11 protein-coding genes and 1 tRNA gene are annotated in these 16,465 nt (G+C 67.6%); 4 read left to right on the plus strand and 8 right to left on the minus strand.

Going from position 1 to position 16,465, the window contains the following annotated elements; genetic code table 11:
* The 8 genes from ACEWQZ_RS07725 to ACEWQZ_RS07760 form a co-directional block, all read right to left on the minus strand.
* Positions 1-1,215 (minus strand): DUF3322 domain-containing protein, encoded by a 1,215-nt coding sequence (locus ACEWQZ_RS07725; RefSeq protein ID WP_476482504.1) that lies wholly within the window; start codon positions 1,213-1,215, stop codon positions 1-3.
* On the minus strand, positions 1,212-4,601 hold the full coding sequence (locus tag ACEWQZ_RS07730; protein ID WP_476482505.1) for an ATP-binding protein: 3,390 nt from the start codon (positions 4,599-4,601) through the stop codon (positions 1,212-1,214). The genes ACEWQZ_RS07725 and ACEWQZ_RS07730 overlap by 4 nt, the downstream gene beginning before the upstream one ends.
* Positions 4,602-4,605: 4 nt before the next feature.
* Positions 4,606-5,202 carry a DUF4194 domain-containing protein gene (locus tag ACEWQZ_RS07735; RefSeq protein ID WP_476482506.1) on the minus strand — a complete coding sequence of 199 codons (597 nt, stop codon included), beginning with the start codon at positions 5,200-5,202 and terminating at the stop codon, positions 4,606-4,608.
* The gene (locus tag ACEWQZ_RS07740) at positions 5,199-6,635 is read right to left on the minus strand and encodes a DUF3375 domain-containing protein (protein ID WP_476482507.1); all 1,437 of its coding nucleotides are present in this window, start codon (positions 6,633-6,635) and stop codon (positions 5,199-5,201) included. The genes ACEWQZ_RS07735 and ACEWQZ_RS07740 overlap by 4 nt, the downstream gene beginning before the upstream one ends.
* A gap of 112 nt (positions 6,636-6,747) precedes the next feature.
* Complete coding sequence (locus ACEWQZ_RS07745) at positions 6,748-8,796, minus strand: hypothetical protein (RefSeq protein WP_476482508.1); 2,049 nt, start codon at positions 8,794-8,796, stop codon at positions 6,748-6,750.
* Positions 8,793-9,701: a serine/threonine-protein kinase gene (locus ACEWQZ_RS07750; protein ID WP_476482509.1), complete on the minus strand. Its 909-nt coding sequence runs from the start codon at positions 9,699-9,701 to the stop codon at positions 8,793-8,795. The genes ACEWQZ_RS07745 and ACEWQZ_RS07750 overlap by 4 nt, the downstream gene beginning before the upstream one ends.
* Before the next feature lie 64 nt (positions 9,702-9,765).
* On the minus strand, positions 9,766-12,021 hold the full coding sequence (locus tag ACEWQZ_RS07755) for a phosphohexomutase domain-containing protein (protein ID WP_476482510.1): 2,256 nt from the start codon (positions 12,019-12,021) through the stop codon (positions 9,766-9,768).
* A 246-nt stretch (positions 12,022-12,267) separates the two neighbouring features.
* A tRNA-Arg gene (locus ACEWQZ_RS07760) sits at positions 12,268-12,344 on the minus strand.
* Between the two features lie 158 nt (positions 12,345-12,502).
* Here ACEWQZ_RS07760 and ACEWQZ_RS07765 point away from each other — a divergent pair.
* The 4 genes from ACEWQZ_RS07765 to ACEWQZ_RS07780 all read left to right on the plus strand — a co-directional run bounded on the left by ACEWQZ_RS07765 (position 12,503) and on the right by ACEWQZ_RS07780 (position 16,446).
* The gene (locus ACEWQZ_RS07765; protein ID WP_476482511.1) at positions 12,503-13,540 is read left to right on the plus strand and encodes a DUF2235 domain-containing protein; all 1,038 of its coding nucleotides are present in this window, start codon (positions 12,503-12,505) and stop codon (positions 13,538-13,540) included.
* A 102-nt stretch (positions 13,541-13,642) separates the two neighbouring features.
* Positions 13,643-14,506: a glucosaminidase domain-containing protein gene (locus ACEWQZ_RS07770; RefSeq protein WP_476482512.1), complete on the plus strand. Its 864-nt coding sequence runs from the start codon at positions 13,643-13,645 to the stop codon at positions 14,504-14,506.
* A gap of 2 nt (positions 14,507-14,508) precedes the next feature.
* On the plus strand, positions 14,509-15,576 hold the full coding sequence (locus ACEWQZ_RS07775) for a polysaccharide deacetylase family protein (protein WP_476482513.1): 1,068 nt from the start codon (positions 14,509-14,511) through the stop codon (positions 15,574-15,576).
* Between the two features lie 36 nt (positions 15,577-15,612).
* Entirely contained in the window at positions 15,613-16,446 is an 834-nt protein-coding gene (locus ACEWQZ_RS07780; protein ID WP_476482514.1) for a M90 family metallopeptidase, read from the plus strand.
* Positions 16,447-16,465: the final 19 nt, after the last annotated feature.

The raw sequence follows: 16,465 nt of genomic DNA on the forward strand, positions 1-16,465 counted from the left end.
TCAGGCGCCCGGGGAACGGTTCGGAATGCCGGCCAGAAACTCTTGCAGCCAGGCGAAGCGCACGTGCTCCTGCTCCAGGCGCAGGCGCTTGGCCAGGCGGTCGTCGCGCAGGGTTTGATAGAGCGCCTGCTCGGCGTCGTTGAGGCGGTCGAGCTCGCCGATGAAGCGATGATCTTCCGGCTCCCGGCCCCACAGCTCGCGGTGGGCGTCGAGAGTGGCGCGGTCCATCAGAAACGAGCGCGCCTGGGGCAGATAGTGGCGCAGGCGGTTGAGGATGGCGAAGCCGTGGGTGTCGATGTCGCCCCAGTACCAGCAGCGCGCGCGTGCCAGCCAGTCGACGCCGGCCAGGCGCTCCAGGCCGTAGCCCAGGCCGAAGATGACAATGGCGCGCGGATGATCGGGAAAGGCCAGGCCGTTGATTTCGTTTTCGGTGATGAAGACCTGGTCGACCGCCAGATCCAGAGCGGCGAACTCGGGCGCGGGCACCGACAGGTCGGTCAGGCCGGCAAGCGCCAGCGTCGGGTCGAGAATGCGAAAGCGCACCAGCACCGGGCGGCTGGCCAGGCCGTAGCGGCGGTTGAACAGGCGCGCGCCGGTTGCGTCGGTGTCGATCGCCTCCCCGGGCAGGGTCGCGTCGAGCAGCTCGCTGATCAGCCCGCGCCGGGCCTGGATGAACTTGGTGTCCACGCCGGGAATGTCGAGCTGGCGCAGGTAGGCGCCGGGGCGCGGATGGCGGCGAAAGTAGCGCAGCACGGCTTTCAGGCGCGGCCAGTCTTCGGCGCGGCGCAGGGCCTCGAGCGGGCGCCGGATCAGCCAGCCGCGCAGCTCGGGAAATTCCGCGAGCAGGTCGGCGGCCAGGGCGTCGAACTGGCGTGCCTGGCGGGTCTTGCCGATCAGTTGCAGGGCATCGTCGGCGGCGGGCACGACGATCGCGCCGGGCAGTTCGTTGCGCCCGAGCGTGCGGTGGTTGATGCTGCGCCACTGGATTTCGTAGCCGTGGCCGCGCTGCTCTTTTGCCTGTTCGCTCAGCTCGCCGACCCAGTCGCGCACGGCATCGAAGCGGTCGGTGAGATCGCGCGAGACGGGTTTTCGCAGGCGCAGCCTGAGCGGGAACAGCGCGCGCTCGGGGTCCAGGCGCTCGGCCAGCAGCCGGCCCGAGTTCCAGTGCTTTTGCACTTGGGCGACAAGGTCTTTCGGGGTGGTCCAGCCGCTCACGACGCCGGCGTCGGAGAAGGCGCCTTTCGCGCCGCTTTCTCTTGGCGGTATTCCTCGATGCCGAGGTTGCGCAGCATCGACTGCTGGCCGTCGGGGTTGTGGACAAAGCCGACGCTGGCCACGAAGGGCTCGATGATGTGGATCTTCTGCAGCGGCGTGACGATGAGCAGCTGCAGGTTGAGCCGGGCAAACAGCTCCAGGCCGTAGCGGGCCGACTCATCCGAGCCGCGCCCGAAGGCCTCGTCGATGACCACGAAGCGGAACGAGCGCGAGCGCTTTTCGCCCCACTGCAGCCCGAACTGATAGGCCAGGCTGGCGGCCAGCACGGTGTAGGCCAGCTTTTCCTTCTGGCCGCCGGACTTGCCGCCGGAGTCGGCGTAGTGCTCGTGTTCGCTATCGTCTTCGCGCCAGCGCTCGGAGGCCGAGAACACGAACCAGTTGCGCACGTCGGTGACCTTGCGCGTCCAGCGCCGGTCGAGCTCGGCGGTGCCCTCGCGGCCGCGGAAGCGGTCGATGATGTCGCGCACCTGCAGGAACTTCTGCTCGGAGTACTGGGTATCTTCCGAGCCGGTAATGGCGCCCTCGGTGCAGGCGCGCAGCTTCTGCCGGAACTCGCGCACGTCGGCATCGGCGGCGGTTTCGGCCATCAGGCGGATGTAGCGGCCCTTTTCGTAGTCGATCTCGTGCAGGGAGCGGTTGATGGTCTCGATGCGCTCGCGGATCTGTTCGCGCTCGCGGTGCAAGAGCGCCTGGAAACCGGCCACCTCGCGGATGGTGTTTTCGTTGAGCAGCTCCTTGAAGCGCTTCTCGAAGCGCGGCAGGTCGTCGCTTTGCAGGCTCTCGAGCAGGCGGCGGTATTCGGCCGCTGCGGCCACGCTGATGTCGGCCTCGCGCGCCTGCTGCGGCCATTGGTGGTGGAAGGCCTGCATGCCGCGGATGATGCGGTCGTTGAGCCGGCCGATGGCCTTGTCCTCGCGGTCGATGCCGGCGGTCAGCCAGGCGCGGAATTCGCGCTCGCGCGCGGCGATGCCGTTGAGAAGGATAGCCTGCTCGCCCAAGGCGTCTTCGCGCAGCGCGGCGAGCTGCTCGAACCAGATTCTGCGCTCGGACTCTTCGAGTTCGGCCACCAGCCGCCCGGCCTCGGTCCGGCGGTCCTCGGCGTCGCGGGTGCGCTCTTCGGCGGTATTGAGCTGCTTCTGGCGCATCTCGAGCCGCTGCTCGGTCTCCTCGCTCTTGTTCTCCAGCTCGTCGAGCTGCGCGCGCAGGGTTCTGAGCACGTCCGATTCCTCGCGCAGGGCGCGGTATTCGACCTCCAGCTCGTTGATGCGAGCGGCCGGCTCGTGCCAGTCGAGGCGCTGGAAGTCCTCGAACATCTCCAGCCGGCTGATGTCGCCCAGGCGCTCGCTCACGGCCTTGAGCTGCTCGTCGAGCCGGGCGATGTCGTCGGCGGCTTCCTGGATGCGCTTCTCCAGCCCGTTGCGCTGCGCGGCCAGCACGCGGATCTTGCTTTCGTTGCTCCAGCCCAACACGTAGCGGCTGCGGTCGTCGATGGCGTGGCGGTCGTCCTTTTCGTGGCGGGCGCCGCCGGTCTTGATCTGGCCGGCGCGGGTGATCGCCCGGGCCTCGCGGCGGAAGCGATCCATGTCATCGCAGCACACGTGGTCGAAGCGGCGCTCGAGCTCGCGTTCGAGCCAGGCGTAAAAGCCGCTGTCGCTGCGAATATCGAGCTTGCGGCTGAGCGCGTCGGGATACGGGCTGTCGTGGCCGGCCGCGCGCGCTTCGCGCACCCGGTAGTAGACCAGCCGGCCGCGCAGACGGGTGGCATCGACCCACTCGGCCACGGCGCGGTAGTGCTCGTCGGGCACCAGCAGCGACAGCGCGAAGCTGTGCAGCAAACGCTCGATGGCGCCTTCCCAGTCGCGCGCGTCGTCGCGCACCTGGATCAGTTCACCGGCAAACGGCAGATCTTGGACTGCCAGGCCGAGCGCCTGACATAGCCTGTCGCGCAGCGCCAGCATGGCCGCCGGCAGGTTCGAGCGGCGTGCCTTGAGCGACGTCAGCTCGGCGTCGATATCGGCGTGCTGCGCGCGCAGCTCGCGCACGGCGACGAACTGATCGGTGCGCTCGTTCTGGTATTCGGCCTGCCGGGCCTCGGCCTGCTCGCGCAGGGCGAGCAGCTTGCCGCGGTTGTCGCGGAAGGTGTCGGCATCGCGGGCGGCAGGCAGATCGAGCGGGCCGATGAGCGCCTGGTAGCGTTCGGCCTGGTGCCGGCGCTCGGCCTTTTCGGCGCGGCGGCGCTCGATTTCCTCACTGATTCGTTCGAGCCGGTCGCCGCCGTGCTCGGCAATGGCCTGGCGCAGCTCGTCGCGCTGGCGGCGCTGCACGCCGCGGCGGCGTTTGAGCTCTTCGACCTTGTCGGCGGCGCTGGCCTGCTCGCGCGCCAGGTCGGCCAGCCGGTGCTCGAGCAGCTCCATTTTCAGGCTGGCGAACCAGGGCGTGAGCGCCTCGCGACAGCCGCGCAGCGTCTCGGCGCGCTCGCTGCGCGCGGCGTGGTCGTCGGCGTCGGCGACGATGGGGGTGAGCGTTTCGATCTGGGCGCGCGCCTTGAGCACCGCCTCGTGCGAGCGGTTGAGATCCTCGAAGTGGCGGATCAGCTCGTCGATGCGCCGCCCGGTATCGGCGGCCTGCAGCATGTGCTCGCGCACGAACTCGGTCAGGTTGCCGACCGACTTCATCGACACGGTCTGGTTGAACAGCTCCAGGGCCTGCTCGCTGCCGATGCCGAGCTTGCGCCTGAGGCTGGCACCGTAGGCCGGGAAGGCGTTGTGCAGCTCGACGTGATCGAGGCCGCGCAGGCGCTTGCGCAGGTCTTTAAGGTCGTGGCCGAAACCGGAAAAATGCTCGGCAATCGAAAGCGGCACATCGGCGGCCACGTAAAAGCGCTCGGGCTGGCCGCGGTTGTCGCTGACCCAGAAGACCTGGGCCAGGCAGACGTGGCGGTCGAAGCCCTCGTTGTAGAAATGCCCGAGAATGACCGAGTAGCTGTTGTGGTCGCGCAGCGCTACCGGGCGGGCGGACAGGCCGGACTCGCCGCGCTCGGACTTGTAGTGGCCGAGCACGTAGGATCTCAGCGAGCGCTCGCGCGACTCGGCTCCGGCGGCCTTGTTGTAGGTTATGCGCTGGGCCGGTACCAGCAGCGTGGTGACGGCATCGATCAGCGTGGACTTGCCCGAGCCGATATCGCCGGTGACCAGACAGTTGTCGCCGTCGGGCGTGAGCTGCCAGACCTGGCGGTCGAAAGTGCCCCAGTTGAGCAGCTCGACGCGGTGCAGGCGGTAGCCGGCGCGGGCGTCGTCGGTGGCGAAATCCAGTGCCAGTCCTTCCATGGCGTCAGTCCCGTGCCGCGTGTTCGGCGTATTCACCCAGGCGGGCGTCGAGCTCGCCGAGCCACTGCGCGTCGACGTAGGCCTTGAGGATGCGGCGGACCTCGAACTGGTTGTCCTGGCCCCGGAGCCGGCGCAGAAACCCCATTTCGACGGCCTTGTTGATGTCCATGCCGACGCGGTCGATCAGTTTGGCCTCGTTGGCCGAATCGGGCAGGAACAGGCGCACCAGATCGACGATTTCCTCGCGCGAGAGCACCAGGCGCAGCTCGCCGCCGCCGGCGTCGTGCTCGGCCAGTTTCTTGCGCAGCAGGGCCAGCAGCAGGCTGACCGGATAGCTCAGCTGCCGGCGCGCCATCAGCCGCGGCAGCTCGGTCTCGCGATCCTCGTCTGTCTGCTGGCGCAGAAAGGCGTAGCCCTCGGCCTCGTCGACGATCAGCTCCAGGCCGAGCACCGCCACATGATCGGCGATGGCGGCCTGGCGCTCGAGCAGGTTCTGCCAGTTCTCGTGGCTCTGGTCGGCGTAGAGCACGCCCTTGAACAGCGCGATCAGCGGCAGCGACAGGCGGGGATCGGGCGCCGGAGTGGTGTGCGTGTCGGTCATCGCGAAAATACTACCAGAGGCATCCGGGCGCGGCGCCGTCGGCCGTCGGCCCGGGTCCAGGTGACGGTCTCGGTGTGGTCATCGTCGATCAGCGCGCCGTCGTCGTCGGTGGCGATCGCCAGATAGGTGACCAGCTCGGCCAGGCCTTCTTCCAGCGGCTGGCGGTCGAGAAGCTCGGCCAGGCTGATCTGGTCGCGATCCTGCAGGGCGCGGCGGATGCCGGCCTCCAGCGCCTGGCGGTCGACATGGGTCTGGTCGAACAGCGCTTCGGCGTCGATCAGGCGGTCGTCAGCCAGCTCGACCTCGTCCTGGATGTCGGGGCGCAGCGGCGGGCTGAACAGCGGCCGGTCCATGACCAGATCGAGCTCGGGCACGGGCATGTCCAGGCGCAGGTCGAGCCGGCGCGGCGGCTTTTCGCGCACGGCCACGGCCTTGCGCTCGAGGCTGCGGATCAGCTCCATGATGCGGCGGTTTTCCAGCCAGGCCTGGTCGTCGAGAAAGCGCCTGAGCTGTTCGGACAGCCGCGCGACCGTGCGCTGGGTGACCTCGCCGGCCTCCAGCCAGTCGTAGTGCACGCGCTTGAGGCGGCGGTCGGGCCGGAGCTCGACAACCGCCTCGAGCTCGAAGATCTTCTCGAGCAGCTCGCTGAGCTCGTTCTGGCGGGCCGGCGACATCAGAAAATCCCAGAAGGCGCGAAAGCTGCGGCCCTGGTCGGAGTCGGCGATGGCGTCGTGCTCGCCGAAAACCTCTTCGAGCACCTCGCCCTTGCCGCCTTCGAACCAGGTCATGCGCTCGCGCACCTGGCGGTCGAGCCGGCGGAAGTTGTCCTCGACCTGGCGAAAGTCGGCCAGCAGGGCGCGCGCAGTGTCGGCCATCTGCAGGAAGCGCTCCTTGAGCTGGGTGTCGTCCATCAACGACAGCTCGCCGCCGCGGATGCGCTCGATCTCGGCGTCGATGGCCTCGCGCCGGGCCTCGAGCTCGGCGATGCGCGCGGCCGGGTCGGTCTCGGCGCCGCTGACGATCTGCTTGAGCAGGTCGAACACCGTCATCAGGCGCGACTCGGCGCCGACGAACTGCTGCTGCTCCAGGCCGGACAGCCAGCGAATCGCGCTCTCGGCGGCCGGCGTCAGGTCGTAGTGGGCCTCGTCGCTGTCGCTGGTGTAGTAGCGCCGCAGCCAGGCGCGCCGGTCGTCGGCCCAGTCGCTCAGGTAGGCCAGCGCCGGGCGCGGAAAGCGGTCCTCGCCGGCCACCTCGCGGATGCCGGCAAGGTGGTCGTCCAGGCGGGTGACAAGCTCGCCCTCGCTCATGGCGCGCACGTTCGACTCGATGAAGCAGTGGTGCAGAAAGCTGATGATCATCGGCGCGTGATCGGCCAGCAGCAGCCGCCAGCCGCCGTGGGCGTCGCGCAGGTTGTTCAGCGCATCGAAGTCCATGTGCGTATTCTAGAGCAGGCCGCGGTCGGGTCGTGACCGGGCGCAGCGCCATGGTCGTGTTGGCGTGGTCAACCCCGTCGACGCGACGGCTACTTGAAAAATTGCTGGCGAGTCATTCGGGCATTGTCCGGTTCTGAGCCGGCTGGGTGGGGGCGGTGCGGGTGGAGAGCTGGATCTGATTGAGGCGCTGCAGGAAGGCGTTGGCGTTGCGGTCGGTTTTGCTGTCGAAGCTGGCGACGGTGACGGTGCAGACGAGCGTATGCGCGCCGCTTTCGAGGCGGAAGGGGAACTCCGCGAGCACGTCGAGCAGGCGCCGGCGAAAAACCCTGACGCCCTCTTCCCCGGTCATGGGCAGGATGATGAAGGGCACGGCGCGCCGGGTTTTTTCCAGCGAGCCGATCAGATCCAGATCGCGGGCAAGGCGCGTGATGCGGTAGTAGAGCTCGGGCAGGACTTCTTCGATGTCGCCATCACGCGGGCGTCTGGCAGTGCCGCCTTCGACAGGCAGCAGCCACTCGACGAGGACCTTGATGGCGGAAAACGGGTTGCTATAGCGCTGGGCCGCCCGGGCCTGATGCTTGAGAAACAATGCGGTATTGCTGACGCTGAGCACGCTGGCCGGCAGGCTGGCCCGGCGCTCTTCTGTCCGGCGGCCGGTTTCGGGGGCGGCGGCTTGCTGTCGGGGCGTCTGCGCGCGTGCCTGCTCGCCCACCGCCGCGCTCGGCTGCGGGTTGCGCTGCCGCAGCTGAGCCTGTAGCTGCTGTGCAGCTTCCGGGCCCAGGCCGCCGTGGCGCATCTGCTCGATCAGTTCTCCTTGAACGCGCTCGAGCTGGCTGCTCACGCTGTCGGGTGCGATGGCCTGATCCGGGCTGGCCTGGGTCAGGGCCAGCTGTCGGCTGACGCGTTCGATATAGTCGGTGAAGGCGGCCGACAGCTGCTGCCTGTCGCCGGCCCCGCCCTGGCGCAGCTCGCCCGCCAGCACCAGCAGGCGAGCGGCTTCGGTGGGGTCCTGCCGGATGTGCTTGACGATGTCGTCGACCTCCATGCCGACGTCCTCGGCGCCCGAGGCCAGAGCGCGCAGCAGCTGCTCGCTGCGCAGTTCCTTTGAAAGCTCGTGAACCAGCCGAGTGTATTGCTGCAGCGGCATGCCTTCTTCGAGCAGCCCTTGGCGCAGCCGCGGCAGCAAGCGTTTGAGGTCGCTGGCATCGGGCAGCATGCGGTTGATGATCTGGGCCATGCGCTGCACCGAAAAGCCGCCGCTGCGGTATTCCTCGCGCACCAGGCGCACCAGGGTCGAGTAGGTCAGCTCGTCCATTTCGCTGACCACTTCGCCACTTTCGGCCATGATGCGATCGATATCCTCCTGCGTACTCACGGTCTGGCGCAGCCGCTGCCTGAGCGTGCTCATGGCGGTAAACAGCTGTTCGGGCGACAGGCCTTCGGCATCGTCGCTGCCCATTTCGATTTCGCGCGTCAGGCGTTTGAGGTGCGCGACCAGGCGACTGCGATGGTCTTCGTCTTCACTCGGGCTGGAGCCGACCCGCGCGGCTGCCGTGTCGGGGCTTTCGGCCATGTCGCCGAACGCGAAGAACGAATCGAGCTGTTCGAGCACGCGCTCGCCGGAGAAGGCTTCCCGCAGGCCCGAGGGGGCGCTTGCGGCCGGCTCGGCAGGCTCGGTTGCGGCCTCGCCACTGGTCACCACCTTCTGGTCGGAGGTGACCTTGCGATAGACGATGTAGTTGAAGCGGATGCAGCCGGACTGACGTGTTTTCAGGTCGGCTTCGGCGGCGGCGAGCGACGGATATTCCGGCAGCCGATCGAGCGTGGCGATCAGCGCCTTGGCGTCGGCCGCAGTGAAACCGCGCTGAAAGGTGATCGACTCCAGTCCGGCCTGGTTGAGGGTGTCGACCATGCGCCTGGGGTTGAAGCGGGCGCCGACGGGGTGCTTTTCGATGAACAGACGGCCGCGGTCGAGAATCAGCGACAGAGCTTCGTCGTTGTGTAGCGCCTGCGACAGCGAGGCATGAAAGGTCTCGAGCGCGCGCTCGGTGGTGGGATGGTCCACGCCGAAACCGCTGGCGTTCATGTAGGCGGAGTTGAGCTGGCGCGCGATCAGTTCGGCGCTGCGCGCATCCAGCGGGTGGGCGGCATCGGGGTTCACGGCGCCGCCCGCCGCGGTTGCCGTGACTGGAACCAGCGCTGCACGCCCTGGCCAAAGGCCCGGGCGCTGATATAGCGCTGCGCCGGGTCGGCGGCGGTCGCCTTGGCCAGGATGCCCGCCATGATCCGATCGATGGTTGGCGCGCAGTTCTGGAAGGGCTCCGGGAAAAAGCTGTCAGGTTCTCTGATCTTGCGCAGTACGGTGTCGCGACCGGATTCGTCGCGAACAGGCAGGTGCCCGACAAGCATCTCCAGCAGCATGACGCCGGCCGAGTAGATGTCGCTGCGCCGATCGGTGTCGCCGGCGGCGGCCTGCTCGGGCGACAGGTATTGTGGCGTGCCCACGACCAGCCCGCGGGCGTAGTATTCGATCTGCTGCGTTTTGGCGATGCCGAAATCGGCGATCAGCGCCCGGCCGGTCCGATGGTCGATGAGAATATTGGCGGGCTTGAGGTCCTGATGGATCACGCCTTCTTCGTGAGCGAACTCCAGGCCGTCGAGAATTTCGCTGATCAGGCGCACGCTGTGCTGCAGCGGCAGCACCCGCCGGTGCGGTACCGGATGGCGCGCCAGCTTGCCAAGCAGGCTTGCCAGGTCGTCGCCTTCGACCAGCTGCATGGCCTGGTAGAAATAGTCGTCGTCCTCCCCCCTTTCAAAAATCGTGATGATGTGCGGGTGCGAGAGTACCGCCACCGTTTCGGCTTCGTCGCGAAACTGTCGGCGCGCGAGCTCGCTGCGGGCCAGCGCCTTGGGCAGCAGCTTGATGGCCACCTGGCGCTTGAGCGACTGTTGATAGCCGATGAAGACCGCGCCCATGGTGCCGCGACCGAGCTCGCGCACGACAACGAAATTGCCGAAGCTGCGCCCGATGGCCGGCGTGTAGTCGTGGTCGCTGATTTCGCTCAAGGCCGACGCTTCCCGAGAAAGATCGGATAACTCTCATATTAACGCGCCAGACATGGGAAGTGCATCACATTCTGTTGCGGCCATGGCGCGAACCATGGCCCACCAGCTGCACGGTTTCGGCAGTGGTGCGATCTTCGGCGCCAAGAATTGCAAGCAGCCAGGCGGCAGCATGCAGGCCGTCGGGCAGGCCGTGCCAGTCGGCGCCGTAGAGTACCGAGCCGTCGGCGTGCAGGCCCAGCGCGGCGCCGTGCTCACGCATCTGCTGATGTAGCGCAACCCGGTTGCCTTCGCAGGCCACCAGCTCGGCGTCGCTCGTGACCGCGGTCGCCAGCCGGGCGCACAGCTCGGGTTCGGCCACCACCACCGGTTGTTCGGTTGCCGCGGCCAGGTCGCTCAACAGCAGCGCGCCCAGGCAGGCCATCGTGACCGGCTCGCCTTCGGAGTCGATCACCCGCAGGCGGCTGCCCGTACGGTCAAGGGCAATGCCCAGGTCAGCAGCAAAGTTGTAGACACAGAGCTTCAGGTCGCGCTCGCGTTCGCCGCCGGCAAAGTCGCCTACCTCGGCCGGATTGGTTTCGGCATCGGAATTGAGCGCGATCACGTCCACATCCAGGGCCTCGAGCAGCCGGGGCGCAATAGCCCCGTTGACGGGGTTGCCGCAGTCGAGCACGACCCGCAGCGGGTAGTCGAGTCGGTAACGTGCAGCGAGCTGTTCGCTGTAGGCTTCTACGCCGACATCGGCGCCGACATCGGCGCCGGCTTCGACGCCGCCGGGCTGGCCGGCGCCTGTGGCCGGGTTGCCCTGGCGGCTGCGTTGCAGAAGCTGTTGTTGATCGTGGGCGTCGAGCCAGTGGCCGTCGAGTACGATTTCCAGCCCGTTGACCTCTTCCGGCCGCTCGCCCCCGGTCAGCACCACGGCGCCGGCGTTGCGCGTGTGCATGGCACCGAACCAGGCAAGCGGTGCCGGGCAGGCGCCCAGGTCGATGACTTCGATGTCGCCGCGATGCAGGCCTTCGGTCAGGTGGTCGAGCAGTACCGGCCCGGACTCGCGGCCGTCGTGGGCGACATACAGGCGCTGAATGCTGCGCTCGGCGGCCGCCGCGGCGATGGCGCCGCCGAGCAGCCGCGCGACCGGCGGATCGAATTCCTGCCCGGCCACGCCGTGGATGCCGTCGTCGGTGAACAGGGTCGAGGGCAGGCTGTGGGCATCCGGTGGGTGATCTGAGTGCGCTTGTTCGGCTTCATCCGGCGCCGCCAGCAGGGTATCGAGGTCTTCATCCTGCCCGTCGCGCAGCCACTCCGGCAGGCCGGGGTCATCGGGGTCGGGCGCCTGCGTGTGGTCCGGAGGCGCTTGCCAATCGCTGCGCTGCGCTGCGGCTGCCGCGACGTCGCTGGCTTGCCCGCGCCCGCTTGCATCGAGCACGACGGTGTCGTGTGCCGACCGGGGTGCCCCCGCAGGCTCGGGTTCCGGCGCCGGTCGTGTTTCGGGCCTGCGCCCGGCGCTCAGCACCTGCGCCAGGCGGGTGCGTCGCCGCAACAGTAGCCCGAGCATCAGAACGATGATGCCGGCGCAGCCGATGATCACTGCCATCCGGTTGTCCAACGGCGCGCCGAACAGCGCCCGGTTCCACTGCAGCAGAAGATGGCTGCCCGCGATTGGAATCTCGCGGATCGGCGCGGCGGTCGAGCGCCCGAGGACGGCCAGCGGGATCTTGCGGCCGTCGTTTTGCTGAGCCAGGGCGATGAAGTCGAGCTGGTCGCTGTCGTGCAGCAGGCGGGTGAGGACGCTTACCGTCTGTCGCAGCAGCACGACATCGCCCTCGCCCGGCAGGCGTTGGGCAAAGGCCAGGCTCTCTGCGGGCGTGCCCGGCTGCAGCACGCGGCTTTCTGCGCGCGGCTGGCGAATTGCTTCGAAAACCAGCTCGGCGGCGGCAAAGTCCAGGTCGATGTGCGCGCTCAGCGCAATGGCGTCCACGCTGGCCGGCAGCAGCCGGACATCGACGATGCCACTGACGCCGCGTTGGCGAAGGGCCGAGCGCAGCGCGTCCGCATTGCCGCTGCGCGCGGTATCCACCACGCTGGCGTCGCGCAGGCTGGTGTGGACGCCAGCGAGGACTTCGGCGATGCGGTCGGCCTGCGCCAGCGCCGCGCGCTCGGATCGTTCCAGCTGCAGCTGTGTGGAAAGATTCAGATACGCTGCCGTGGCGCCGAGGGCAGCGGCAAACAGCCCCAGGGCAATGGCGATCAGGCTGGCCAGCCTGATCAGGTTGGTGATCGAGTCCGGAACGGAAGACTCCTGTCCCCGCGGCCGTTGGTTCACGGCTTGTCACTCCCCTTGCGGTGCGCCCGGGGCGGATGACTGCCATCCGGGCATCTGTGTGCTCCATCACGGCACTTGCTCCCCTTTGAGAAGTTGCCGCCAAAGCATTATGCCAGCCGCGGGCGGAAGACTCCAATACCTTTGCGTACCCGTGCGCGCGAAGGATTCGGGGCTCTGTCGTGACGGGCACCGCCCGCGCGGCTGCCCGGTATCCGCACGGGGCGCGGGTGTCGGGGCTCACAAGGATGGCGCGCCCGGGAGGACTTGAACCCCCAACCCCCAGGTTCGAAGCCTGGTGCTCTATCCGGTTGAGCTACGGGCGCAGTGTCGACAGCGTTGACGGCAGGATATACCAGAGTAGCAGCTGATCGGGTGCCGGGGTCAAGATGCCTGCGCGCCCCGGATCGGAAGCCTGCAAGAATTCCATTGCCGCCATGGCGGCGCTGGCGTAGCATCTTCGCGGGAGATCGGGGAGCAGAACATGAAGCGGATCGTCATCTGCTGTGACGGCACCTGGAGTGCAGCGGATCGTGAGCGTAACGGCGAGCCGGCGCCGACGCATGTTCCCAGAATGGCGCAGGCGGTTGTCGGGGTCGATGCGGACGGTGTCGAGCAGCGCGTTTACTACGGCCCGGGCGTGGGGGCCGGTGGCAGCCGGCTCTACCGCTGGTTTGCCGGGGCGACCGGCTGGGGGTTGTCGGCCAATCTCAAGGACGCCTATCGCTTCGTGGTGGCGCATTTCGAGCCCGGAGATCAGCTGTTCCTGTTTGGCTACAGCCGCGGCGCATTCACCGTGCGCAGCCTCGGCGGCATGATTTACAACGCCGGCGTGGTCAGGCGCGAATGCGACGACCGCATTGACGAGGCCTTCGATCTCTACCGCTCCCGCTCCCCGCTCAAGCACCCCGATGGCAAGCAGGCCGTGCGCTTTCGCCAGCGTTACAGCTGGCCCCAGCCGCCCCCGATTCACTTCATTGGCGTGTGGGACACCGTGGGCGCGCTGGGCAACCCGCTGCTGCTGCACAAGAGCCCGCTGAGCCGTCGCGTGCAGTTTCACGACACTCGCCTGGGGCCGACGGTGCGCCATGCCTTTCACGCTCTGGCCATCGACGAAAAGCGCCGCCACTTCCGGGCCACGCGCTGGCAGCGCCATCCGCAGGCAGGCGATCAGACCATGGAGCAGCGCTGGTTCGTGGGCGTGCACGGTGATGTCGGCGGCGGCAGCCCCGGCACGGGATTGTCGGAGATCACCTTCGAGTGGATGCTGCGCCAGGCCCGGCAGTGCGGCCTGGCCGTCAACGAGGTCAACACCGCGCCGGATGTTTTCAGCGGGCCTTCGCGCAGCCGTCGGGGTCTGTTCCGGCTGATTCCCGCCTGGCATCGGCCGATCATGGCGACGCCGGGCGCCCGCAGCGGTGAGCACGTCGACCCATCCGCCGAGTGGCGCTGGCGCCGCGACGAGCGTTACCGGCCGCCGAATCTCGGCGATCACCTGCGGCGCCGGGCCGACTCGTCCTGAATCAGCGACTTGCGCTGGAAGCCGGCCGCCCGCACTTGTGATTATCGGACTCGTACCATTACGCCACGCTCGCCTTTCGGCGTTTGCTGGCAGACTGTCACCATGAATGAAGCGCCCCGACAAATTGATTCTTCCGCTGCTGAAGCGGTGGTCGCCCGACAGCACCCTCCGCGCTGGGCCAGCGAAGGGCTGGTGCTGTTGGCCATTGTGCTGGTCGGCCTGTATGCGTTGTTGCGCCCGGAGGCTGATACCACGCTGCCCGACTTTGGTCAGATCGAGCAAGTGGCCGAGCGCAAGGCGGCGTTCTTCAGTTTTCTCGCGCCGATTGTCGCGGCTGAAAACGAGCGCGTGCTCGCCCAGCGCCGCCACCTGCTCGAGATCGCGCCGAAAGTGGAAGACGACCGCCGGCTGGGCCTGCTCGATCGCCGCTGGATGATGAATCTGGCGGCCGAGTACGAGCTGAGCTGGCCGGGAGATTCGCGCGAGGAAACCCTGGCGCTGCTCCTGCGTCGCGTCGATAGCGTGCCGGTTTCTCTGGCGCTGGTGCAGGCGGCCAAGGAATCGGGTTGGGGACGTTCGCGCTTTGCGCGGCTGGGCAACAACCTGTTCGGCCACTGGTGCTACGCGCCGGGTTGCGGCATCGTGCCGGAGCGGCGTAACCGCAATGCGGGGCACGAGGTGGCGGCGTTTGATTCGGTGAGCGAGTCGGTCAGGCGCTACATCAACAATCTCAATACCCACCCTTCCTATCTGCCCCTGCGCCGCATCCGTGAGGCCGAGCGCGCGGCCGGCCGCGAGCCGGGAGCCGTTGCCCTGGCCGACGGCCTGATTCGCTACTCGCAGCGACGTCAGGCTTACGTCGATGAAATCAAGCAGATCATCCGCGTCAATCGCGACATGATCGGGCAGGCCATCAGCGACTTGCCGGGCGCAGCGGCGTCGACAGCGGCTATCGGAGGCACCTGATCATGACACGATTGCTTGCCCTGCTGATGATCGTGCTCGTCGGCGCGCTGCCGGCGGTGAGCGTGGCCGAAGATCATGGCCACGGGGTCGTTCTGCTTTATCACCACGTCAGCGAGGCGACGCCCGCATCGACCAGCGTCACGCCCGAGCGCTTCAAGGCACACCTGGACTATCTCGAAGAGCATGATTTCGCCGTCTGGCCCCTGCCTCGTCTGCTGCAAGCTGCACTGCGCGGCGAAGAGGCGCTGCCCGCCAGGGTGGTGGCGATAACCTTTGACGATGCCTACGAGTCGGTTCATGCCACAGCCTGGCCGATGTTGAGCAAGCGTGGCTGGCCGTTCACGGTATTCGTCAATACCGATGCCGTCGATGCCGGTCACTCGCCTTACATGAGCTGGCAGCAGCTTCGTGATCTGCACGACGATGGCGTTGTCATCGGCAACCACAGCGCCAGCCATGGTCACCTGATCGCGCGTGCCGAAGATGAAAGCCGGAGCGAGTGGGCCGCGCGCGTGACGGACGACATCAAGCGCGCCGAACGCCGGATTTCAGCGGAGATCGGTGCGAAATCGAAACTGTTCGCCTATCCCTACGGCGAGGATTCGGCCGAGCTGGCCACCATTGTCGGTGAACGCCATGCCTTTGCCCTGACGCAGCGCTCGGGCGCCGTCGGCCCGACGACCGATGCCCTGTCAGCGCCGCGCTTTCCGATGGCCAGCGGCTTTGATGATCTGGATCGATTCGCCCAGGCTGTCAATTCGCGCGCGCTGCCGGTGGTCGAGGCCAGGCCGGTGCCGCCGGGCGACGGCGTGCGCGGCCCGATCAAGCGCTTGCGTCTGGCGCTGGCCGACGGGGGTTATCGTGACGGGCAGCTGGCCTGTTACTCGAGCCGCGGCGAGCGGCTGGCCACCACTTTCACCGCAGGGCAGCCACATCGGCTGGAGATCGCAGTGGACGGCCAGGGCGTGACCGGTCGCAACAAGATCAACTGCACCGCGCCGGCGGCCGACGGCAGCGGCGACTATTACTGGCATGCCTTTCAGTGGGTGCAGGATGCCGTGCGCGACTGAGCGTTGCCCCGGGCCCGGCGCTCTGGCAATGCATTGATGGAAATTCTGCTGCTCATTCCCGCTGCCGCCCTGGCGTGGTGGGGCTGGGGGCGCTGGCGCCGGCATCGGCGTCGACACATCTCCCGCAAGCCGCTGCCGCCTGAATGGCAGCAGATTCTCGAGCGCAATGTGCCGCTCTACCGCGGTCTGCCGGATGCGCTCAGGCGAGAGCTGCACGGGCATATCCGGCTGTTCTTGCACGACAAGACCTTCGCCGGCTTCCAGGGCCTGGAGGTCACCGACGAGATGCGCCTGACGATTGCCGGCAATGCCTGCATTCTGCTGCTCAACCGGGCGCATGATCAGTACGCCAATTTCTCCACCATTTATCTCTACCCCAGCACGTTCGTGGCCCGGCATGAAAGCTACGACGGCCTGGTGCGGTCGGTGGGCAAGCAGGCGCGCCTGGGCGAGTCCTGGCATCGCGGGCCGGTGGTGCTGTCATGGGATTCGGCCCTGGCCGGCAGCCGCGACGTGACCGACGGCCACAACGTGATTCTGCACGAGTTTGCCCACAAGCTTGACGGTGCCGGCGGTGCGGTCGACGGGGCGCCGATTCTGCACCAGCGCTCGCACTACCTCAGCTGGGCGCGGGTGATGACGCGCGAGTTCGAGCAGCTGCAGCGCCAGGCCAGCGCCGGCACACGCACCCTGATAGACCACTATGGCGCCAGCGCACCGGCCGAGTTCTTTGCCGTGCTGGTGGAGACGTTCTATGAACAGCCGCGCCAGCTCAAGCAGCAGCACCCGGAGCTGTATGCGGAGCTGCAGAAGTGCTTTCGAGTCGATCCGATTGCCTGGCACGAGACCATTCGACAGCAAGAGGAGTGATGCGCGCCACAGGCTGCCG

It is taken from the genome of Wenzhouxiangella sp. YN1, from assembly GCF_056324145.1.